The following is a 20,469-nucleotide window of genomic DNA, read 5'->3' on the forward strand; positions in this document are numbered from 1 at the left end:
ATCATTGTCCTGCGCGAGCAGCCTGCCAGGCTTTGAGCAGGGTCTTGGGCGCCTGCGTCATGAAGGTGCGTTCGAGCCGGTGGCGCAATTCGTCGGGCGCGATCAGATGTACCCTGACGAGGATCGCCGGCCAGCCCTTGTAGTGATCCGTCTCGAAATAGAGGTCGGGGGCTGCCGCAAGCAGCATCTCCTTCTCGTCCAGTGGGCACATCAGGACGATGGTTTCGGCATCCTTGACCCTAGCCAGCAGCTTCTTGCCGACCTTCAGCGCCGGCGTGCCATAGGATGTGGTTTCGATAACGTTCGGCAGACCGCGCGTCGCAAGCTGCAGTTTCTGGAAGGCGCCGGAAAGATCGTTGCTCAAGGCGTCAGGCGGCGAAGCGCTGGGCTTCCCCGCCATAGTAGTTGACGTAGCGCGCGCCGATCTCCTTGACCGGCATGACGACGAACACGTCGACGGTCGAGAATTCGCGGTCGATGACGCAGCCGTCGCCGATGCGGGCGCCGACGCGCAGATAGCCCTTGACCAGCGGCGGCATCGCCGCGATGGCTGCCTTGGCGTTGACCGCCTCGATCGGCATCAGATCCATCGAGCAATAGCGCCCGGTGACCGCGCGTACGTCCCAGGCCGAATTGGTCCGGCAGTGATGGGCAAGGTAGGTGAGCGCCTCGGCATGCGCCGCCGGCACGGTGCCGTGGAACGAGGCGCAACCGGTCATCACGCCGATCTCATAGTGCTTGATATAGGCCCATATGCCTTGCCACAGCGCCTCGATGGTGCGCTTCGAGCGATATTCCGGCAAAACGCAGGAGCGGCCGAGTTCGAGGAAACGCTGGCCGGGATGGCGGGCGATGAGCTTGGTCAGCTCGAATTCACCCTCGGAATAGAACCCGCCTGCGGTTGCCGCGATTTCCTGCCGCAGCAGGCGGTAGGTGCCGACGATGCGGCGATGCTCGGGGCCGGAGAGCGTGGTGTCGAAGACGAGCAGATGGTCGCAGAGCGGATCGAACCGGTCGGCGTCGCGGCGGTCCTGCGCCTTGAACAGGTCCTTCCTGGCGCCAAGCTCGTCATAAAATACCCGGTAGCGCACTTCCTGGGCAGCAGCGATCTCGGCCTCGTTGCGGGCGAGCCGCACTTCGAGGTTGCCGATCCGGCCAAGCGAGGCGCCTTTTATGACGGAATCGGCGCTACGCCCCGCGAGCAGTGCGCCGCTGGCGTTCGGCCGAGTGTCACATTCCGGCATAACTGTATGCACGAGTGATTCTCCTTCGAGCCATCCCTCTTGGCACGGGGATACGGTGTAGGTGCAACAGGATTGTGACAGTACCGTGATACGGCCCGCTGGGCAATACTTCGTCGGCTGGCCGGCGCGTGACTTCGGCAGCCGGAATCTGTTTTGCCGCGCCCGCCTTCGGTTCCGCGAGGGATCGTGCGTCAAGCCAAAGGCGCTGTAACGTCGGTGCGCGTGCCATGAGACGCGCCGCGCTCCAGGGCCGTCAGCCGGCTACATTATCCGGGGAGCGTAGTTGCAAGACGCCATTTCAGGCGGCCACCTGGCCCTCGACGGCATGAACCAAAGCGTCGGGATCGAGCGGCTTGGTAACGAAGCCGCTGGCGCCATGGGCGAGCACGGCGTGGCGGGTCTTTTCCTGGCTGTCGGCGGAAAGCACCATGATCGGCACCGGCGGCACCGCCATTTCCTCCTCGTGGCGGCGGATGGCGGCGATCGCATCCAGCCCGTCCATGACCGGCATGTGCAGGTCCATCAGCACCACGTCAAAACGGTGTTTGAGCCCGGCCTCGGTGACGGCCTCGACCGCGGCCTTGCCGTTGCCGACCACTTTCACGCGATGCCCGGCCTTCACCAGCGTCGCGCGGGCGAGCATGGCGTTGATGTCGTTGTCTTCGGCGATCAGCACCGACAGGCCTTGCCGGCGGCCGCCGAGGGCACGAATGAAAGGGGCCGCCCCGCGTTTTTCCGGCTGCGGCTGGGGCAGCGTCGGGGCATGGCTGGTCAAAAGCACGCGCAACAGCGTCTCGCCGCGCACCGGCCTTGCCAGGAAGGTGGCATAGCCACTGGCGCGGAATTCGCCAAGCATGCCGCGGTCGGTCGGCGCGATCAGCGTGATGGCCTCGCAATCGGCAAAGCCGCTTTGGCGCAGGCGCTTGAGCAGTCGGCCATCGCTGTCTTCCATGGCTGCATCGATCAGAAGCACGTCGCAGTCCGTGGCAAAAGGTGCGGCCTGGGCCGGGGTTGCAGCCAGATTGACGACACCGCCATGGGCGCGGATGGTGTGGGCGATGGCATCGGCCTCGATGGCGTTCTTCGATACGATCACCGCGTGCCGGCCCGATAGAATGCTCTGGCGGTTTTGCGGTGCCTCGGTGGCTGCTATGGCCGGGATTTCGAAGACGAATTCAGATCCTTCGCCGAGCCGGCTCGACACCGAAATGGTGCCGCCCATGGCTGCCACCAGGCGCCTGGAGATGGCAAGACCGAGGCCGGCGCCGCCATGCGCACGGGTCGACGTGCCGTCGGATTGTTCGAATTCCTCGAAGATGCGCTCCATGTCGTCCTCGCGCAGCCCGGGACCGGTGTCGGCAACGATGAAGCAAATGCGGTCGGTCGTCTCGGTGCGCGCCCGTGCGACGCTCACCAGCACGCCGCCGCTGTCGGTGAATTTGACGGCATTGCCGATGAGGTTGAGCAGCACCTGCCTCACCCTGCCTGGGTCGGCGGTGATCATCAGCGGTACGTCGGGTTCGACATGACAGCCGAGACCGATGTTCTTGGCGAAGGCTTTCGCCGCCATCAGTTCGATGATGTTGTCGGCGATTTCGCGCAGCGATGTCGGCTGCGGTTCCGGGTCGAACCGGCCCGCCTCGATCTTGGAATAGTCGAGCAGATCCTCGATCAAAGCGAGCAGCGCGCTGGCCGAGGTCGAGACGGCGCTGACATAGGTCCGCTGCTCGGGCGACAGATTGGTGTCGGCCAGAAGCTTGGCCATGCCCATGATGCCGTTCATCGGCGTGCGGATTTCGTGGCTGACCGTGGCGAGGAAGCGCGATTTGGCCTGGCTTGCATATTCGGCCCGTTCGCGGGCGGTGATCAGTGACGATTCGGCGCGCTTGCGCGCGGTGATGTCGCGGGCGATCGCCCGATGCGAGACGGCGCCAGAGTCCTTGTCGCGCACCGACAGCTCGATCCACGAGAACCAGCGCGGCCCGGCCGGCGTGCGGATGGCGACGTCGGTGGAACTCAGGCATTCATGATCCGAAAAGGCGGCATCAGGGACGATGCCGACCTCGATGCCGAGTTCGGTCAGGGTCTTGCCGGCAAGGTCGCGCTGATCGATTTCGACAAGGCCGGCGAAAACCTTGTTGGCATAGACGATGTGGCCGTCACGGTCGCGATGCACGACGAGGTCGCCGAGTGCGTCGATCAGGCCGCGGAAGCGCTCCTCGCTCTCCTGCATCTCCCACATGCGGTCGGCCAGCGTCTCGATCTCGGCGCGGCTGCGGGCCGTGGCTTCGTCGAGCAGGGCCACTGTCCGGCGCTCGGTGCGGCTGGCGCGCAGGTGCATGAGCAGGCCGGCCATGCCGGTCGCCAGCAGGCAGATGGTGATGTAGAGCGGCGCTCCGGTCAGATGCGACAGTCCCGCCAGAACGGCGATGGCAACAACCGTCAGGAAGGGCAGGCCCTCACGGTTGGCGGGCGGCAGTTCGGGCGCCAGCGGCGGCGCGACGAGAATCCGCCGCTTCGGCAGCTCGGGGCCCAGCCCGTCGATGCCTTCGGCACTGTCCGCCTCCCTGATGCCGGATTCCGCGATCATGCGAAATCCCTATCAAACAGAGATTATGGAAGACTGCGGCGGATCGTTCGAATTTTAGCGGTCGTGCGGTTTTGCCCGCTCCAACTGTTTGTCCTTGCGCAATTCAGGACGGAAAGTCGTTTCACACTTTTCCCGGAATTGCTCCTGTAAGCCCTACATATCCACCACGACGCGGCCCCTGATCTTGCCGTCGACGATATCGTGCGCGGCATCGATGATGCCGTCGAAGCCGATGGTTGTGGACAGGCTGGCGAGTTTCTCAAGGTCGAGATCGGTGCCGATGCGGCGCCACGCCTCGACGCGAACCGGCTTTGGCGCCATCACCGAATCGATGCCGAGCAGCGAAACACCGCGCAGGATGAACGGGGCGACGCTCGACGGCAGATCCATGCCGCCGGCCAGGCCGCAGGCGGCGACCGCGCCGCCATAGGAGGTCATCGACAGCACGTTGGCCAGCGTGTGGCTGCCGACCGCATCGATGCCGCCGGCCCAGCGCTCCTTGGCCAGCGGCTTTGCCGGCTGGGCGAGTTCGTCGCGCGAGATTACTTCCGCCGCGCCAAGGTCGATCAGATAGGGGCTTTCGGCGTTGCGGCCGGTCGAGGCGATGACATGATAGCCGAGGCTGGACAGGATCGAGACCGCGACCGAGCCGACGCCGCCGGCGGCGCCCGTCACCACCACCGGGCCGCGATCGGGCACGATGCCGTGCCGCTCCAGCGCGATGACGCAAAGCATGGCGGTGTAGCCGGCGGTGCCGACCGCCATGGCGTCATGCGCACTCATGCCATCCGGCAGCGGCACCAGCCAGTCGCCCTTGACGCGGGCGCGTCCAGCATAGGCGCCGAAATGCGTCTCGCCGACGCCCCAGCCATTCAAGATCACCTTGTCGTCCTTGCGCCAATCGGCATGGGAAGACGAGATGACGGTGCCGGCGAAATCGATGCCCGGCACCAGCGGCCAGCGGCGGATCACCGGCGCCTTGCCCGTTATGGCGAGGCCATCCTTGTAGTTGACCGTCGTAGCCTCGACCGCAACGGTGACATCGCCTTCCATCAGATCGGCTTCAGTGAGGTCGGTCACTGTCACCGACTGCTTCTTCTCGGCGTCGCGCGAAACGAGGATGGCTTTGAAGGTCTCGGTCACTTTTGTCTCCTCGGTCTGGCAGTGCGTGGACTGTGCGGCGACAGCCCGGCGCGGTCAATCTTTCAAGAGAGCCGGGCGTTCAAGAGAGGCGAGCGTTCAAGCGTCCGGACCTTGCGGCTTCGCCTCTCGCCGCCAGCCGATGAGTTCGTCGAAGACGACCAGCGCGGCGCCGACCGAAATGAAGGCGTCGGCGAGGTTGAAGATGGCGAAGGACCAGACCGGCGTGTGGAACAGGATGTAATCGATGACGTGGCCATAGACGGCACGGTCGATGAGATTGCCGAGCGCGCCGCCGACGATCAGCGCAAAACCGGTGCGGGCAAGCACATGGCCGGACGGCGTACGCGTCGCGAGATAGAGCACGAAAGCGACAACGAGAACTGCAATCACCACCAGGCCGGTGTCACCGAAAGATGAAAACATCGAGAAGGCAATGCCGGTGTTGTAGGTGCGGTATAGCGCCAGGAACGGCACCACATCGATTTTTTCCTGGAAGGCGAGACCGGTCTCGACCAGGTGTTTTACCCACTGGTCGAGCGCGATTGCTGCCACAGTCAGCAGGAAATAGGGGGACCATGATTTCACGGTTTGGTATCCTCAGGAGCAAGCTTCAGCGCGCCGCGCCGGATCTCGAACAGCATGATGCCGGTTGCGACCGCAAGGTTGAGCGAATCGGCGCGGCCAGCCTGGGGAATGCGCAGCAGCCTGTCGCAGCTTTCGGCCAGATTGTCGGGCAGGCCCTGTTGCTCGTTGCCCATCATCAGCAGCACCGGGCCCCTGGAGAAATCGACCGAGCGATAATCGACCGCGCCTTTCAGATGCGTGCCGGCAACGAGGCCTGAAAAGCTGTTTCGCCAGGCGAGAAACGCTTCCGGCGTCGCCTTGGTTACCGGCACGGCGAAGATCGAGCCCATGGTGGCGCGCACGGTTTCAACGGAGAAAGGGTCGGTGGTTTCGCCGACCAGGATGACGCCCTTGGCGCCGACGGCATCGACGGTGCGGATGACGGTGCCGAGATTGCCGGGGTCGCGCACCCGGTCGAGCGCCACCCAGACGTCGCCATCGCGAGCGCGTATGTCCCTCAGCGGCAGCAGCTTTTGCGAGAAGACGCCGACCACCATCTGCGGATTGTCGCGACGGGTAATGGCGACCAGCACCTTTTCCGACACTTCGAGCACGGTGCCGCCGGCAGCAACCGCGCGCGCCGCCACTTTTTCGACCGCCGCATTGCCGCGCCCGGCCTTGGCGAATACCAGCGTCTTGATCGACCAGCCGAGGTCGAGCGCGTCGATGACCAGTTTCAGCCCTTCGGCCATGAAGGCGTTCTGCTGATCGCGGTATTTCTTCTGCGCCAGCGCCTTGATGTCCTTGATCAGCGGGTTGGCGAGGCTGGTGACTTCCTTGACCTGTCCCGGTGCGCCTGCGTGCCGCTCGTTCATCAGGCCACCCAGCGCGAAAACAGCGAGGTCGACAGCGCGCGGCCGGCCGACTTCTCGCGGATGATCAGTTCGCCTGACTCAACCGTGCCGCCCATGCCGGCAAAGGTATCGCGCAGCAAGGCATGGATGGCGAAGAAGGAGGCGCGGATCGAATAGGCGGTCAGCACCACGGCGAGCGGTTTCGGCGTCAGGATCGCTCGGCAGAGGTCGGTCAGATCAGGCAGGTTCTCGAACAATTGCCAGACCTCGCCCTTGGGGCCGCGGCCATAGGCGGGCGGGTCGAACAGGATGATGTCGTAGCGGCTGCCGCGGCGCTCCTCGCGCTCGACGAATTTCATGGCGTCGTCGACGATCCAGCGGATCGGTTTGCTGCCGAGGCCCGCCATCTCCTGGTTTTCGCGGGCCCAGCCGATCGCCTTCTTGGAGGCATCGACATGGGTGACCTCAGCGCCGGCGCGGGCAGCTACGAGAGAGGCAAGGCCGGTATAGCCGAACAGATTCAATACCTTGACCGGCCGCTTGGCCGCCGTGATGAGTCCTGCCATGTGGTCCCAGTGCGAGGCCTGTTCGGGGAAGACGCCGACATGGCGAAACGAGGTGAAGCGGCCGAGATAGTCGATGCCGTCATGCTTCATCGGCCAGGTCTCGCCGAGCGGCGTTCCGGGGAAGCGCCAGCGGCCGATGCCTTCTTCGTCGGTGTCGCCGGTGAAAATGGCGTCGGCGCGGTCCCAGTCCCTGGCCGGCAAGGCCTTTTGCCAGATCGCCTGGCCTTCGGGCCGCACGATGCGATAGGGCCCGTATTGTTCGAGCTTTTGCCCGGCGCCGCTGTCGAGCAGCGCATAATCCTGATTGGGCGCCACTTCGAGGATCAGCGGCAGCCGCTCGGAGGGCAGGGCGCCCGCGCGGCGCGACAGGATGCGCGGCGCGGGTTTGGAATCAGACCGGTCGTCCGGTTTTGTCTCGTGTCGCTGCCTGGTTTCCGGTCGGACGGCGTCGGCGCCCGGCCGCAGCCGTGCCTGTTCCGCCCCGCCCTTTGCGGGCGGACGGTTGTCGCGGCGTTTGTCGCGAAAAGACTTCAAGCAGGAGCGTCTCCGGGGCCGAGTGGCCGCTTTTGGCATGAGGGCCGCGGCGGCGCAACAAGCGATGACGCTCGCGCTGTTGCAGCCACGCACTTGTGTTTCTGCCCGCTTCGTCTATGAGGGCCGCCTGTTGTTTCTGGAATGGGAGCGAAAGATGACGACCATCTTCACAGCGCACCCCGCAAGGGTTCCGGCGTAAGCCAGCGTTTTGCTGACTGCCGCCGGTCGAACGGCTGCCTGACGGCGTCCGATTTCCGACCTGTATCCAGAAGTGTTCCATCATGGGCAATCTTATCGGGGCCCTCGGCCCCTCGTCGTCGTGCGCCGCCCCGGCTGCGCATATCCAGCACTGTTTTTCGCCGCAGACATGGATCGAGGGCGCGGCGCTCGAGCAACTGACAACCGTCGCGGCGCTGCCCGGCGTCACCTCTGTTGCGGCTTTTCCGGATCTGCATCCCGGCAAATACGGCCCGACCGGCATTGCCGTGCTGTCGCAGCGTCTGCACCCGCAGCTGATCGGCAATGATATCGGCTGCGGCATGTCGCTGTTCGAACTCGACCTGCCGCTGCGCAAGCTCAGGATCGACAAGGCGGCCGAGCGTCTGCGCCAGCTCGAGGCGGAGGACGTCTTCGATCCGACCCAGGTTCTGGCGGCCTCGAACCTGCCGTCGGACCTCTATCCGCACGCGCTGGGTACGATCGGCGGCGGCAACCATTTCTGCGAGTTGCAGGCAGTCGACCAGATAATCGATGCAGCAGGCGAAGACCTGTTCGATCGCCAGAAGCTCTATCTGCTGGTGCATTCCGGCTCACGTGGCCTTGGCGCTTTTGTCTTCGGACAGATGCTTGATCTGCAGTCCGCGATCACCGCAGGACTTGATCCTGAGTCTGCTGATGGAATGCACTGGCGCCGCCAGCACGATCTCTGCGTCGCATGGGCATCGCTCAACCGCAGGCTGATCGCGGAGCGTGCGGCAAGCGCGCTGCGCAGCGAGGTCCGGCTGGTCACCGATGTCCCGCACAACCTTGTTCGCGCAAGGGGCGACGGTTTTGTGCACCACAAGGGATCGGCCGCGGTTTCCCGCGGAGACATCGCGCCCATCGCCGGGTCGCGTGCCAGCCTGAGCTATGTCGTGCACGCCTTGGACGGAACCGGTTCGTCGCTGGGCGGGATTTCGCATGGCGCCGGCCGCAAATATGACCGCGCCACCATGCATGGCCGGGTCGGCCGCAACAGGTCGGAGCGCGACGCCCTGCTGCGAAACGCCTGGGGCGGACAGCTGATCTGCGACGATCGCAATCTGGTCATCGAGGAGGCGGCAACCGCCTACAAGGATGCCGGCCAGGTGGTGCGGGATCTCACCGAGGCCGGCCTGGTGGTGGCGCTGGCGGCGATGAAGCCGCTGGTGACCTACAAGAAGGCCATCGAAGGCCCACCTGACCGCACGCGCGGCAAACCGACCCGCGACCGTCAGGGAAGGAGGGATCGCCATGCCCGCGATTGATCTTCTTGTGACGTCCGGCAGCGGTCCGGTGGAATGTCACGTCGCGCTGATGGCGCTGGTTGGCATCATCGAGGCCGAGGCCGGCCGGCTCGGCTGCACCATCGAGGTCACCTTCGGCCACCGGCCGGACCGGCATGGCGTCAAATCCGCTCTGCTTTCCATCGAAGGCGCAACCGCCACCGCACTGGCGGCGGAGTATTGCGGCACCGTCAAATTCGTCTTCAAGAGCCCGGTGCGTCCGGGCCACAAACGCCAGAACTGGTTTGTTGGCGTGAGGGCGGTGGATCTGGCTGCCGCAGCGCCTGTCGAGGCTTCGATCGCGGCTGCCGACGTTCGGTTTGAGACGCTGCGCGCGGGCGGTCCCGGCGGGCAGCATCAGAACACCACCGACAGCGCGGTGCGCGCCGTGCATCTGCCGACAGGCATTGTGGTGACGGCACGCAACGAGCGCTCGCAGCACCGCAACAAGGCGATCGCGTTGCGGCGGTTGGAAGCAATGCTGCGGGTTCTCGCCGACCGCGAGGCCGAACAGACCAAGGCGGACATCTTCATCGCCAACAAGGCGCTGGAACGCGGCAACGAGGTCAAGGTGTTTCGGCTTTGATCTCTGGGTGGCGCGGCGGCATTGCCGGACGGGAAACCGTGCTTCCTGCCGCGCCCGTGCGGTTCTATCGTGGATCTGGTCCCAAGTATCGAGAATCATGTCCCGCTCCGAACGCCTGCTCGACCTGATCCAGATCCTGCGCCGGCATCGCCGGCCGGTTAGCGGCCGCACGCTTGCCGGCGAGATGGGGATCTCGATCCGCACGCTCTACCGCGACATTGCCACGCTGCAGGGACAGGGCGCGCCGATCGAGGGCGAGGCTGGGCTTGGCTATGTGCTCAGGCCCGGCTTCATGCTGCCGCCGCTGATGTTCACCGATGAGGAGATCGAGGCCATCGTGCTTGGTTCGCGCTGGGTCGCCAAGCAGCCGGATTCGCGGCTTTCGGCGGCTGCCACCGACGCGCTGGCCAAGATCGCCGCCGTGCTGCCGGACGATCTGCGCGAGGATCTGGATGCGACGACGCTGCTCGTCGGCCCGCGCATCGAGGCCGTCGAAGGCATCGATCTCGGCCTGGTGCGGCAAGCCATCCGCAACGAGCGCAAGCTCGGCTTTCTCTATCGCGACGCCGGCGGTGCTGCTTCGCAGCGCATGGTCTGGCCGTTTGCGCTCGGCTTCTTCGACAAGGTGCGGGTGGTGGTGGCCTGGTGCGAGACGCGGCAGGATTTCAGGCACTTTCGCGCCGATCGCATCTCGGGGCTCAACGTCACCGAGACGCGCTATCCGCGCCGCCGCCAGGTGTTGTTGAAGGAATGGCGCGTGACGTTGGATGCGCCAAAGCGCCAGCCTGACGCGTGACGCTTCTTTCTACGCGTTGGCAAATCACTGCTGCCAGAATCTGGCAGTATGGCCGCCTATGCTCCTCCAATCGAAACCCCAGGAGAGCAGTCATGGCCACCCCCAACTTCATCATCCTCTATGTCGACAAGCCCGAGCAGAGCGGCGCCTTCTACAGCGCGCTGCTCGGCCGCGAGCCAGTCGAAAGCGCGCCGACCTTCGTGCTGTTCGTGCTCGACAACGGCTTCAAGCTCGGCCTCTGGTCGTGCCATACGGTGGAGCCGGCGGCCGCGGCCGCGGGCGGCGGAGCGGAGATCGTCTTTGCGCTGGAAACGCCCGACGCGGTCGATGCCACCCATGCCGATTGGGCCGGGCGTGGGCTGAACATCCTGCAGACGCCGACCGACTTGGATTTCGGCCGCACTTTCGTCGCGCTCGATCCCGACAACCATCGGCTGCGGGTTTATTGGCTGAACGATGGAGAACAGAAATGAGCGGGCATTGGATCGCGGTTGCTTCGGCCGAGCATGTGCGGCGCGGCCGGCAAGACGGCTTCATGCAGGTCAATCACGGCAAGGCTGCACCGCTTCGCCGCATCAAGCCGGGCGACGGCATCGTCTATTATTCGCCGACCACCATTTTAGGCCAGAAGGACGGCTTGCAGGCCTTCACCGCCATCGGCACGGTGCGGGATGGCGAACCCTATCAGGGCCACATGGGCGGTGACTTCACGCCCTACCGGCGTGATGTCGCCTGGGCAAAGTCGCAAGAGGCGCCGATCAAGCCGCTGCTCGACAGGCTCGAATTCACCGCCGGCAAGTCGAACTGGGGTTATCAGCTGCGCTTCGGCCTGTTTGCGGTCAGCGAGCATGATTTTTCGCTGATCGCCGAGGCGATGGGGGTCGAAATCAAGCAGACGGCTTGAGCGCCTTGTAGACGGCAATGCCGGCGGCGAGGTCCTCGAGGGCCGCGCCGACCGACTTGAACAGGGTGATCTCGTCAGGGCTCTGCCGGCCTTCTTTCTGGCCGCGGGTCAGCTCATGCAGATCGGCGACGATGGCGTCCGCTTTCAGCACGCCGGAGGCCAGCGGCTGGACGATGTCGCCCGCCTCCTTGGTGGCGCCGGCACGTGTGTCGACATAGACGCGGGCCCGCACGATGGCATCGTCGTCGCTTTCGCGCATCGTCGGCGTGAAGCCGCCGACCAGATCGACATGGGTTCCAGGCCGCAACAGCGCGCCCCGGATCAGCGGCGTCGTGGTGATGGTTGCCGAGGAGATGATATCGGCCTGGCCGAGTTCGGCGTCGAGATCGCCTGCGGCTTCGGCCGCAAAACCTTCGGCACGCAAGCCGGCGGCAATCTTTTCGGCATTAGCTGGCGTGCGGTTCCAGATGCGGATGGATTTGATCGGCCGCACCGCCGAATGCGCCTTGGCCAGGAACGGCGACAGCGCGCCGGCGCCGACCACCAGCAGCCGCGAAGCGTCCTTGCGGGCGAGATAGGAAGCAGCCAGCGCCGAGGCGCAAGCCGTGCGCCACTGCGTCAGCCGCTGGCCGTCGATCAAGGCTTCAGGCTCGCCGGTGGCGCCGTCGAGCAGCAGATAAAGCCCCATCACCGCAGGTTTGGCGATGGCATTGTTGTCTGGCGACACCGTGACGATCTTGACGCCGATATGGCCGCCGGCAGAGGTGCCGGCGGCGTTGAAGTCGGTCCAGGCCGGCATCAAAAGCAGGGTCGAGGCCGCGCCGTCGGGCCGTTCGACCGTGTGGTGATGACGCACCGGCTGCACGGCGCCATCACGAAAGGCCGCGCGCAATGTCTCGACCAGTCCGGGAAATGTCAGCGCATGGTCGACCTCGGCGGCCGAAATGGTCAGCATGAAAAACTCCGTGGAGAAAGCGCGATCAGGCGCTTCAATTCGTCGGCTTCGGCAAGGCCGACCCGTGGGCTGACCCTTGGGCCGGGCCCTGCGGCGCGGTCGGTGCGCGGCTGACCGCCTGGCGCAGGTTCTCGGCCTCGACGCCGCGCTGGCGTGCCAGCTTGCGATAGCGGCCCTGCCTGACCCAGGTCGCCAGGCTGCCGACGATCATACCGATGGCGAGCGCGAGGAACAGGAAGATGAAGAGCGGCAAGGTCAGCGTCAGCGCCGGATTGCCGGGATGGAACGGGTCGAGCGTGAAGGCAACCAGTTCGCGGTTGGCCACAGCCAGCGCGATCAGGATGATGGCCAGCGGCACGAAGACCACGATGAGCAAGAAGCGATTGAACATAGTATTTCCTGTCGAAAGGCGGGCCGTGCCGACAGCCGGCATGGCCCATGAACCCGCGGCGCCTATTTGCCGCCGTTCAGCCTTTCGCGCAACTCCTTGCCGGTCTTGAAGAACGGCACCCATTTCTCCTCGACCTCGACGGATTCGCCCGTGCGCGGGTTGCGCCCGGTGCGGGCGGGGCGGTTTTTCACCGAAAAAGCGCCGAAGCCGCGCAGTTCGACCCGGTTGCCTTCGGCAAGGGCGTCGGTGATCTCGTCGAATATGGCGCCGACGATGTTTTCGACGTCGCGCAGGAAAAGATGCGGATTGCGCGTGGCAATAATTTGCACAAGTTCGGATTTGATCATGAGAGGGGTCCCCGTGAAAGCACTGCGGTCGAAATTATGAGGATGATTTTATTTGCTTTTTTCACTCGTCCCAGAAGGCTCATCAAGGGTGCCAGACGGAAACGAGACCGTCAAGAAACAAGCGGTCGGCGCCAAGTTCCTCAATAACGTCGCCGCTGGCGACCGGTAGGCCGAGCGCGCTGCCGATGTTTTGGGCCATCGCTTTCGAGAACAGGAAGCCACCGCGCCTTTCGGTGCTCTTCCATTCCACCACCTTGAGCTTGGCATCGACACCTTTGGTCGCCAGCCAGTCGATCGCCTCGGTCTCGCCGCCGACGGCGTCGATCAGCCGGTTGGCGACGCCCTGCCGGCCGGTGAAGATCGAACCGTCGGCGAGCGCCAGCGCTTCCTCGCGGGTCATCTTGCGGCGTTCGGCGACGATGCCGACGAACCAGTCGTAGCTGTCGAGGATGAGTTTGCGGACCATGGCGCGCTCGTCGTCATTGGTCGGCTTGAAGGGCGAGGGCGAGGCTTTCAACGGTGAAGATTTAACCTCTTCGAGCTTGATGCCCAGTTTGTCCATCAGGCCACTGACATCGGGATACTGGATCAGCACGCCGATCGAGCCGACGATCGAGGTTTTGCGGGCGACGATATGGTCGGTGGCGGTTGCGATCATGTAGCCGGCGGACGCGGCGAGTGTGCCGACCTCGGCCACCACCGGCTTGTCGGCGGCGAGCTTGCGCACTTCCTCGTAGATGGATTCGCCACCGACCGTGGTGCCGCCCGGCGAATCGATCGACAGGATCACGCCCTTCACCGTCGAGGATTGGCGGATGGTCTCCAGCCGTTTGATCAGTTCCTCGTCCTCGGTGATGGTGCCTTCGATCCTGACCTTGGCGATATGATCGACGCTGGCGCCGGCGAAGTCGTCGCCGTAGACCCAGGCTGAAAGGGCGATCAGCCCGGCTGCTGCAACAACGATCGCCGCGACACGCCAGAATGTCAGCTTGCGCCGCAAGCGGCGGCGGTCGATCAGGTCGTCGGCTCTCAGTGCCATGGTCAGCCTCATAGTCGGTGGGAAGAGATGCTTTTAGAGCAACCGTCCGCGCCCGGCTACCGTTTCCTGACGGGCGCGCGCCAAACACGGGATCGTCAACGCCTGCGAAACGGTACTTGATGAAAAATTAACGCTGCGCGGCCGTATCTGGTATGAAGTGCGGACAGTTGTGTTGACTTCATTTTCGTTTGTACAACAGCAGCCGTCACATTTTTGCGATTTTCCTCCGCTTGTGCTTGCTTGCGGAGGTCGACATCCCACCTATGTGCGGTGTCTGGCGGGCAAGGGTTTATAGAAAGCAGTTATGTTAGCGCGACCGAATGAACCGACCAATGCCGAGACGGTATTGGCTCCTGCGGTGCCCGGCACCGTGCGGGTCGACGCCTTCGGCCTTGCGCAGCGCCATTCGCGCCGTGTCCGCGTCTTGAAGTTCGTGGTGCCGCTGGCTGCCGCCCTGATCGCCATTGCCTTTCCAGTGTACTCCTATCTTGCGGCTCCCATTTCCGTGCGGGTGCAGGCCGATGGCACCGCCTATGCCGACGGCAAGCTGGTGATGGCCAACCCCAAGCTTAACGGCTTCACCAAGCAGAAGCTGCCCTATTCGCTGACGGCCTTGCGCGCCATCCAGGACGTCGGCAAGCAGGACATCATCGATCTCGAGGGCATCAACGCAAAAGTGCCGCTCACGGCCGACAATGTGGCAATGGTCAATGCGACGCGCGGCATCTACGACCGCGCCGGCAACACGATGAACCTGACCAGCGATGTCACCGTGACAACGACGGATGGCGTCGAGGCGAAATTCAAATCGGTCTTTCTCGACATGGGCAAAGGTTCTATGAAGACGGATGATCCGGTCGACGTCAGCCGTGGCGGGTCGCGTATCACGGCGGATAAGATGTCGGTCCAGGACAATGGCAAGGTCCTGGTTTTCGAAAACAGAGTGCGCGTCAACATTGATCCCGCCAGTCTGAAGGCGGCACAGGCAAAGAGCGGAGAATCGAATGCGGCCCAGTAGTTCGACACGGCTTGTGGCCGCAACTTCGGCGCTGCTGCTGCTGCTGCTGCTGCTGGGGCTGGTGCCATCGCTGGCCCAGTCCAGCACCAGTCAGGTGTCCGGGCTGCAATTGTCCGGCGACAAGCCGATCCAGATCGAAAGCGATAAGCTTGAGGTCCGCCAGGCCGACAGCCTCGCGGTGTTCACGGGCAATGTCACGGTCATTCAGGGGCCGACCATGCTCAAGGCCGGCAAGATGACGGTCTATTATGTCAAGGATCCCAACGCCGCCAAGGGCGCCGCCGCCAACGCATCGGCGATGACCGGCTCGGCCAACATCGATCACTTGGACGTCGACAACCGGGTCTATATCAAATCGAACGACCAGATCGCCACCGGCGACCGCGGCACTTTCGACATGAAAACCGAAGTGCTCGTCCTGTCCGGCAAGGAGGTTGTGCTGTCTCAGGGCGACAACGTCCTCAAGGGCTGCAAGCTGACCGTGCAGATGAAGAGCGGCCTTGCCCAGGTCGACGCTTGCGGTGGGCGCGTCATCATGTCGATCACGCCGCCACCGAAGTCAGGAGCGGCGAAGTAACAATGGCCGGCGTATCGTCGCTGATGGCGCGTCTTCCGGGGCGGGCCGCCAGCAAGCTAGCGGCACCGGCTACGGTCAACGTCGACGCGGGAAAGTTCAAGGGAACCTTGATCGCGAAAGGCCTGACCAAGAGCTACAAGGGCCGCAAGGTGGTCAGCGGCGTGACCATCGGCGTGCGCGCAGGCGAGGCTGTCGGTCTGCTCGGGCCCAACGGCGCCGGCAAGACGACCTGTTTCTACATGGTCACCGGACTGGTTCCGGTCGACGAAGGCACGATCGAGATCGACGGTTTCGATGTCACCTCGATGCCGATGTACCGTCGCGCCCGCCTCGGTATCGGCTACCTTCCCCAGGAAGCGTCGATCTTTCGCGGCCTCAATGTCGAGCAGAACATCCGCGCCGTGCTGGAAGTGGTCGAAAAGGACCGCAAGGCGCGCGAGCGCTCGCTGGACGAACTGCTCGAGGAATTTCACATCAGCCATTTGCGCAAGTCGCCGTCGATGTCGCTTTCCGGTGGCGAGCGGCGACGGCTTGAAATCGCACGCGCGCTGGCGACGCGGCCGGCCTACATGCTGCTCGACGAGCCTTTCGCCGGCATCGATCCGATCGCCGTCGCCGATATCCAGCAGCTTGTGCGCCATCTGACGGCACGCGGCATCGGCGTGCTCATCACCGATCACAATGTCCGCGAGACGCTCGGCCTGATCGACCGCGCCTACATCATCCATGCCGGCCAGGTGCTGACGCATGGCCGGGCCGATGAAGTGGTCGCCAATGCGGATGTGCGGCGCCTGTATCTCGGTGAGGGATTTACGCTCTAAGCGCGAAATCCCCGTCCAATTCGATTTTTCAAGAAAATTTCGATCGTTTTCCGCGATTTTTCTAGACGCTAACGCCGGGGTAACCGGCTTTTGCTAGCAATTGCCTTGACAAGCAAAAGCCGGGCCAGTTTCTATGACCGGCTGGGAAAATTTGTCCCGACAATCCTGGATGCGTATACGAGGCGTTTGAAACCGAACCATGGCGCTGGCTGCCAAACTACAGCTACGACAATCTCAGTCGCTGGTGATGACGCCGCAGCTGATGCAGTCGATTCGGCTGTTGCAGCTCACCCATGTGGAGCTCGAACACTTCATCGACGATGAGATCGAGCGCAATCCGCTTCTGGAGCGCGCCGAACCCCAGGACGACGCCGTCAGCGACCAGGCGCAGAAGGCTGACGCCGTATCCGAAGCCGCTGCCGAGGGCGACTGGTTCGACACCGAGACGCAATGGAGCGCCGAGGCGATCTCGGACAAGCTCGATACGTCGCTGGAAAACCTGTTTCAGGACGATCCCGGCACGAGCGAGCGGCTAGGCCCTGATCTGACGGCGCAATGGAAATCGGCCGCCGGCAACAGTTCAGCGTCCTCGGGCGAAGGCTTCGACGTCGGCGACATGGCCGCCGCTGCGATTACGATGCGCGAGCATGTCGGCGAGCAGATTGCCCTTGCCTTTGCCGATCCGGCGGAGCGGCTGATTGCCGGCGAGCTGGCCGATGGCCTCGACGAGGCCGGCTACATGCGCGCCGATATGGCGGAGATTGCGGCCCGTCTCGGCACTGACGCCGCCACAGTGGCCAAGGTGCTGGCGGTCTGCCAGACATTCGAGCCTGTCGGCCTGTTTGCTCGCGACCTCGCCGAATGCCTGTTGCTGCAGCTGGTCGTGCGCGACCGGTTCGACCCGGCGATGAAGGCGCTGATCGCCAATTTGGAACTGCTAGCGCGGCGCGATTTCCAGACGCTGAAACGGATTTGTGGCGTCGATGAAGAGGATCTTCTCGACATGCTGGCCGAAATCCGGGCGCTTGACCCGCGACCCGGGACGGCGTTTTCGGGCGGCACCAGCGACGCCATCGTCGCCGACGTCGAAGTGCGGGCGGCAAACGATGGCAGCTGGACGGTGGAGCTCAATGCCGAAACGCTGCCGCGCGTGCTGGTCGACCATATTTATTTCGCCCAGGTTTCGCCGCAGGCAAAAAACCAGACGGAACGGGATTTTCTGGCCGAGTGCCTGCAAAATGCCAACTGGCTGACGCGCAGCCTCGACCAGCGGGCCAAGACCATCCTCAAAGTCGCCTCGGAAATCGTGCGCCAGCAGGATGCGTTTCTCATGCATGGCGTGCGTCACCTCAGGCCGCTCAACCTGCGCACGGTGGCCGACGCCATCGGCATGCACGAATCGACCGTCAGCCGGGTCACGGCCAACAAATACATGCTGACGCCGCGCGGTGTGTTCGAACTGCGCTATTTCTTCACCGCCTCGATCGCTGCGTCGGGTGGTGGCGATGCGCATTCGTCGGAAGCGGTGCGCGATCGCATCAAACAGCTGATCGACGAGGAGAAACCCGTCGACGTGCTTTCCGACGACGCGATTGTGGATATGTTGCGGGAAAATGGCGTCGATATCGCCCGGCGCACGGTCGCCAAGTACCGGGAGGGTATGAACATTCCCTCCTCGGTGCAGCGGCGGCGCGAAAAACGTGCGCTGGCCAGCGCCGGGCGCTGAACGCCAGCCGGATTTCCACAGTTTTTGCGCTTCATTGACAAGCTGCAATGAAGTGGCTAGAAGCCCGCCCGCATGAGACGGGCTGGATTGCCCGCATGCGAATGGTCCGTCACGACGTAGGCCACGGGACGGCCAAGAGGCGGCTTGTGATCAATCGGAAAGTCCGGATTTAAAATCGGCGCGAGTGACGCCGCAAAGCTTGTGCGCACGGACCACGAGTATAAACTCGGGCCAGTTTGAAGCCTGAGCAAGGAAGGTCAGTTTTCAGATGAAGCTGCGCATATCGGGAAAACACATGGATATTGGCGATGCGTTTCGTACGCGCATCACCGACCGTGTCGGCGAGGCGATCGGAAAATATTTCGATCGGGGCTTTTCGGGGCACGTCACCGTCATCAAATCAGGGTCGCGTTATTCGGCCGATTGCATGATCCGGCTCGATTCCGGCGCTTCGCTGCAGGCGACCGGCGATGCCCAAGATCCGACGCTGGCCTTCGAGGCCGCCGCCGACCGCCTCGAAACCCGCCTTCGACGCTACAAGCGCCGGCTGAAATCGCACAATTCGGGGGCCTCCAATGGCGAGCCGACCGACATCGCCTATACGGTGATGGCGCCGCTTGCCGATGACGACGAGGACATTCCGGAGAATTTCGCGCCGGCCATCGTTGCCGAATCGACCATGACGCTGCAGACCATGTCGGTGGCGTCAGCCGTTATCGAGCTCGACACCAAGGACAGCCCGGTTTTCGTCTTCCGCAACGCCGGAAACGATCATCTCAACATCGTCTATCGCCGGCCGGACGGAAATATCGGCTGGATCGACCCGTCCACGACCAAAGTCGCGCAGGCGTAACGACAATGGTCGCACAGGGATAGAAGCCAGCCACGCGAGGGGCGAGGACTGGCGACGGCAGGCGAACAAGGGAATTTCAAGCATGGATCTGAGCGATCTTATCAACGTTCCGGCGATCATGCCGGCGTTGAAGGCGAACTCCAAGAAGCAGCTGCTGCAATTGCTGTCCGAAAGGGCGGCGGCAATTTCCGGTATTCCGGAGCGGGAAGTGTTCGACACCATCCTGCAGCGCGAACGGCTGGGCTCCACCGGTGTCGGCAACGGCATCGCCATTCCGCATGGCAAGCTCGCCGGGGTGAAGCGTATTGCCGGGGTCTTTGCCCGGCTGGAGACGCCGGTCGATTTCGAGGCGCTGGACGACCAGCCGGTCGACCTGGTGTTCCTGCTGCTGGCCCCCGAAGGGGCGGGTGCTGATCACCTCAAGGCCTTGTCACGCATCGCGCGGGTGTTGCGCGATGCCGACACGGTGGCCAAGGTCAGGGGTACGCGCGATGCCGTGGCAATCCACGCGCTGCTTTCGGATACACAAGCCTCGCACGCAGCCTGACGTTTTTTCGAGTTGAGCTTTTCGATAAAGTCTGCCGAGGGCCGCGATGAGCGGCCCTGCCTGTTTCAGCCAACCAGTTCGCTTAATGGATAGCGACGGTGGTCAGGTCGTTTTCCATCGCGCCGGCCAATGCCCGGTCGCGCGCGTCGGAAAGCAGGATCGGCTGGCCGTTGGCGGCAAACAGCGCCCACAGCTCCATACCGGGCTCGATTTCACCGAGGCCGGGGAAGCGCCCGAGCAAATCGTCGCTCGACACTTTCCGGAGATAGGCGACCGAGCCTTCGCCGAGATGGGCGAATTCGCCGCTGGTCATGGTGATGGTTTCGTCAGTTCTGGTCATTTCAAGCCTCCTTGGCGCGAGACGCCGCCCTTTTCCGGGGCAACAGGCCATCCCGCATGAGAGCCATCGGCAAAGATCAGTCTTTCACCGATATATTTATTTTCCGTACCAGCCGTTCGGTGTCAGGCCGATCGAGGTCGATCGACAAAAGGCCGTTCTTCAGCTCCGCCGCGATCACCCGCATGCCGTCGGCCAGCACGAAACAGCGCTGGAACTGGCGCGCGGCGATGCCGCGGTGAAGGAATTCGCGCTCGGTGTCGTCGTTCTGACGGCCGCGCACGACCAACTGATTCTCCTCCGTGGTGACATCGAGATCGCTTTCCGCGAAACCGGCGACGGCGAGCGTGATGCGCAGCCTTTCGGCCTTGCCGTCGGCACCGCTGAGGCGCTCGATGTTGTAGGGAGGATAGCTGTCACCGGATTTCGCCAGTCGTTCCAAGGTCTTTTCCATGGCATCGAAACCGAGGAGAAGCGGGCTGGAGAAGGGCGTCATTCGGCTCATGTTACACTGTCCTCTTTGGAGCGACATAAACTGGAAAAACCCGGATGGC

The 20,469-nt window shown here is 63.7% G+C and carries 24 protein-coding genes; 11 read left to right on the forward strand and 13 right to left on the reverse strand.

What is annotated here, in order from left to right; translation table 11 throughout:
* Position 1: 1 nt before the first annotated feature.
* The 7 genes from AC1DX6_RS26975 to AC1DX6_RS27005 form a co-directional block, all read right to left on the reverse strand.
* Positions 2-364, reverse strand: a complete 363-nt coding sequence (locus AC1DX6_RS26975; RefSeq protein ID WP_477319000.1) for an MmcQ/YjbR family DNA-binding protein — start codon at positions 362-364, stop codon at positions 2-4.
* 4 nt (positions 365-368) lie between these two features.
* A complete protein-coding gene (gene olsB / locus AC1DX6_RS26980) occupies positions 369-1,244 on the reverse strand; it encodes a l-ornithine N(alpha)-acyltransferase (RefSeq protein WP_477319146.1) in 876 nt (291 codons plus the stop codon).
* A 298-nt stretch (positions 1,245-1,542) separates the two neighbouring features.
* Complete coding sequence (locus AC1DX6_RS26985) at positions 1,543-3,834, reverse strand: hybrid sensor histidine kinase/response regulator (RefSeq protein ID WP_477319002.1); 2,292 nt, start codon at positions 3,832-3,834, stop codon at positions 1,543-1,545.
* 153 nt (positions 3,835-3,987) lie between these two features.
* Positions 3,988-4,977 carry an acrylyl-CoA reductase (NADPH) gene (gene acuI, locus AC1DX6_RS26990; protein WP_477319004.1) on the reverse strand — a complete coding sequence of 330 codons (990 nt, stop codon included), beginning with the start codon at positions 4,975-4,977 and terminating at the stop codon, positions 3,988-3,990.
* Between the two features lie 96 nt (positions 4,978-5,073).
* Positions 5,074-5,562: a signal peptidase II gene (gene lspA, locus AC1DX6_RS26995; RefSeq protein ID WP_477319006.1), complete on the reverse strand. Its 489-nt coding sequence runs from the start codon at positions 5,560-5,562 to the stop codon at positions 5,074-5,076.
* A complete protein-coding gene (locus AC1DX6_RS27000) occupies positions 5,559-6,416 on the reverse strand; it encodes a TrmH family RNA methyltransferase (RefSeq protein ID WP_477319008.1) in 858 nt (285 codons plus the stop codon). Before AC1DX6_RS27000 ends, lspA begins: the two co-directional genes overlap by 4 nt.
* Complete coding sequence (locus AC1DX6_RS27005; RefSeq protein WP_477319010.1) at positions 6,416-7,495, reverse strand: RsmD family RNA methyltransferase; 1,080 nt, start codon at positions 7,493-7,495, stop codon at positions 6,416-6,418. Before AC1DX6_RS27005 ends, AC1DX6_RS27000 begins: the two co-directional genes overlap by 1 nt.
* Before the next feature lie 281 nt (positions 7,496-7,776).
* Between AC1DX6_RS27005 and AC1DX6_RS27010 the strand changes: the two genes are divergently transcribed.
* The 5 genes from AC1DX6_RS27010 (at position 7,777) to AC1DX6_RS27030 (ending at position 11,304) form a co-directional block, all read left to right on the forward strand.
* Positions 7,777-9,000: an RNA ligase RtcB family protein gene (locus tag AC1DX6_RS27010; RefSeq protein WP_477319012.1), complete on the forward strand. Its 1,224-nt coding sequence runs from the start codon at positions 7,777-7,779 to the stop codon at positions 8,998-9,000.
* Positions 8,987-9,604, forward strand: a complete 618-nt coding sequence (gene prfH / locus AC1DX6_RS27015) for a peptide chain release factor H (RefSeq protein WP_477319014.1) — start codon at positions 8,987-8,989, stop codon at positions 9,602-9,604. Before AC1DX6_RS27010 ends, prfH begins: the two co-directional genes overlap by 14 nt.
* 97 nt (positions 9,605-9,701) lie before the next feature.
* On the forward strand, positions 9,702-10,400 hold the full coding sequence (locus tag AC1DX6_RS27020) for a helix-turn-helix transcriptional regulator (protein WP_477319016.1): 699 nt from the start codon (positions 9,702-9,704) through the stop codon (positions 10,398-10,400).
* A 92-nt stretch (positions 10,401-10,492) separates the two neighbouring features.
* The gene (locus AC1DX6_RS27025; RefSeq protein WP_477319018.1) at positions 10,493-10,873 is read left to right on the forward strand and encodes a VOC family protein; all 381 of its coding nucleotides are present in this window, start codon (positions 10,493-10,495) and stop codon (positions 10,871-10,873) included.
* The gene (locus AC1DX6_RS27030) at positions 10,870-11,304 is read left to right on the forward strand and encodes an EVE domain-containing protein (protein WP_477319020.1); all 435 of its coding nucleotides are present in this window, start codon (positions 10,870-10,872) and stop codon (positions 11,302-11,304) included. Before AC1DX6_RS27025 ends, AC1DX6_RS27030 begins: the two co-directional genes overlap by 4 nt.
* Here the strand turns inward: AC1DX6_RS27030 and lhpI are convergent.
* From lhpI to sppA, 4 genes are all read right to left on the reverse strand, one after another.
* Complete coding sequence (gene lhpI, locus AC1DX6_RS27035) at positions 11,288-12,259, reverse strand: bifunctional Delta(1)-pyrroline-2-carboxylate/Delta(1)-piperideine-2-carboxylate reductase (protein WP_477319022.1); 972 nt, start codon at positions 12,257-12,259, stop codon at positions 11,288-11,290. The two genes, AC1DX6_RS27030 and lhpI, sit on opposite strands and share 17 nt — an antisense overlap.
* A gap of 34 nt (positions 12,260-12,293) precedes the next feature.
* Entirely contained in the window at positions 12,294-12,650 is a 357-nt protein-coding gene (locus AC1DX6_RS27040) for a LapA family protein (RefSeq protein WP_477319024.1), read from the reverse strand.
* Positions 12,651-12,712: 62 nt separating this feature from the next.
* The gene (locus tag AC1DX6_RS27045) at positions 12,713-12,997 is read right to left on the reverse strand and encodes an integration host factor subunit beta (RefSeq protein WP_006200394.1); all 285 of its coding nucleotides are present in this window, start codon (positions 12,995-12,997) and stop codon (positions 12,713-12,715) included.
* Positions 12,998-13,079: 82 nt separating this feature from the next.
* A complete protein-coding gene (sppA, locus tag AC1DX6_RS27050; RefSeq protein WP_477319026.1) occupies positions 13,080-14,036 on the reverse strand; it encodes a signal peptide peptidase SppA in 957 nt (318 codons plus the stop codon).
* Positions 14,037-14,340: 304 nt separating this feature from the next.
* Here sppA and lptC point away from each other — a divergent pair, with 304 nt between their 5' ends.
* The 6 genes from lptC (at position 14,341) to ptsN (ending at position 19,578) form a co-directional block, all read left to right on the forward strand.
* Positions 14,341-15,054 (forward strand): LPS export ABC transporter periplasmic protein LptC, encoded by a 714-nt coding sequence (gene lptC / locus AC1DX6_RS27055; RefSeq protein ID WP_477319028.1) that lies wholly within the window; start codon positions 14,341-14,343, stop codon positions 15,052-15,054.
* A complete protein-coding gene (locus AC1DX6_RS27060) occupies positions 15,041-15,631 on the forward strand; it encodes an LptA/OstA family protein (protein WP_477319030.1) in 591 nt (196 codons plus the stop codon). Before lptC ends, AC1DX6_RS27060 begins: the two co-directional genes overlap by 14 nt.
* 2 nt (positions 15,632-15,633) lie before the next feature.
* Positions 15,634-16,452, forward strand: coding sequence for an LPS export ABC transporter ATP-binding protein (gene lptB / locus AC1DX6_RS27065; protein ID WP_477319032.1), 819 nt, complete (start codon positions 15,634-15,636; stop codon positions 16,450-16,452).
* 199 nt (positions 16,453-16,651) lie between these two features.
* Complete coding sequence (gene rpoN, locus AC1DX6_RS27070; protein ID WP_477319034.1) at positions 16,652-18,178, forward strand: RNA polymerase factor sigma-54; 1,527 nt, start codon at positions 16,652-16,654, stop codon at positions 18,176-18,178.
* A gap of 268 nt (positions 18,179-18,446) precedes the next feature.
* On the forward strand, positions 18,447-19,031 hold the full coding sequence (gene hpf, locus AC1DX6_RS27075) for a ribosome hibernation-promoting factor, HPF/YfiA family (protein ID WP_477319036.1): 585 nt from the start codon (positions 18,447-18,449) through the stop codon (positions 19,029-19,031).
* A gap of 82 nt (positions 19,032-19,113) precedes the next feature.
* Positions 19,114-19,578, forward strand: a complete 465-nt coding sequence (gene ptsN, locus AC1DX6_RS27080) for a PTS IIA-like nitrogen regulatory protein PtsN (protein ID WP_477249196.1) — start codon at positions 19,114-19,116, stop codon at positions 19,576-19,578.
* 82 nt (positions 19,579-19,660) lie between these two features.
* On the opposite strand, the gene AC1DX6_RS27085 is transcribed toward ptsN, so the two are convergent.
* Positions 19,661-19,918, reverse strand: coding sequence for a BQ00720 family protein (locus AC1DX6_RS27085; protein ID WP_477319038.1), 258 nt, complete (start codon positions 19,916-19,918; stop codon positions 19,661-19,663).
* A gap of 76 nt (positions 19,919-19,994) precedes the next feature.
* Positions 19,995-20,420 (reverse strand): Hsp20 family protein, encoded by a 426-nt coding sequence (locus AC1DX6_RS27090; protein ID WP_477319040.1) that lies wholly within the window; start codon positions 20,418-20,420, stop codon positions 19,995-19,997.
* Between the last annotated feature and the right edge of the window lie 49 nt (positions 20,421-20,469).

Source organism: Mesorhizobium sp. P2_C4 (assembly GCF_056404575.1).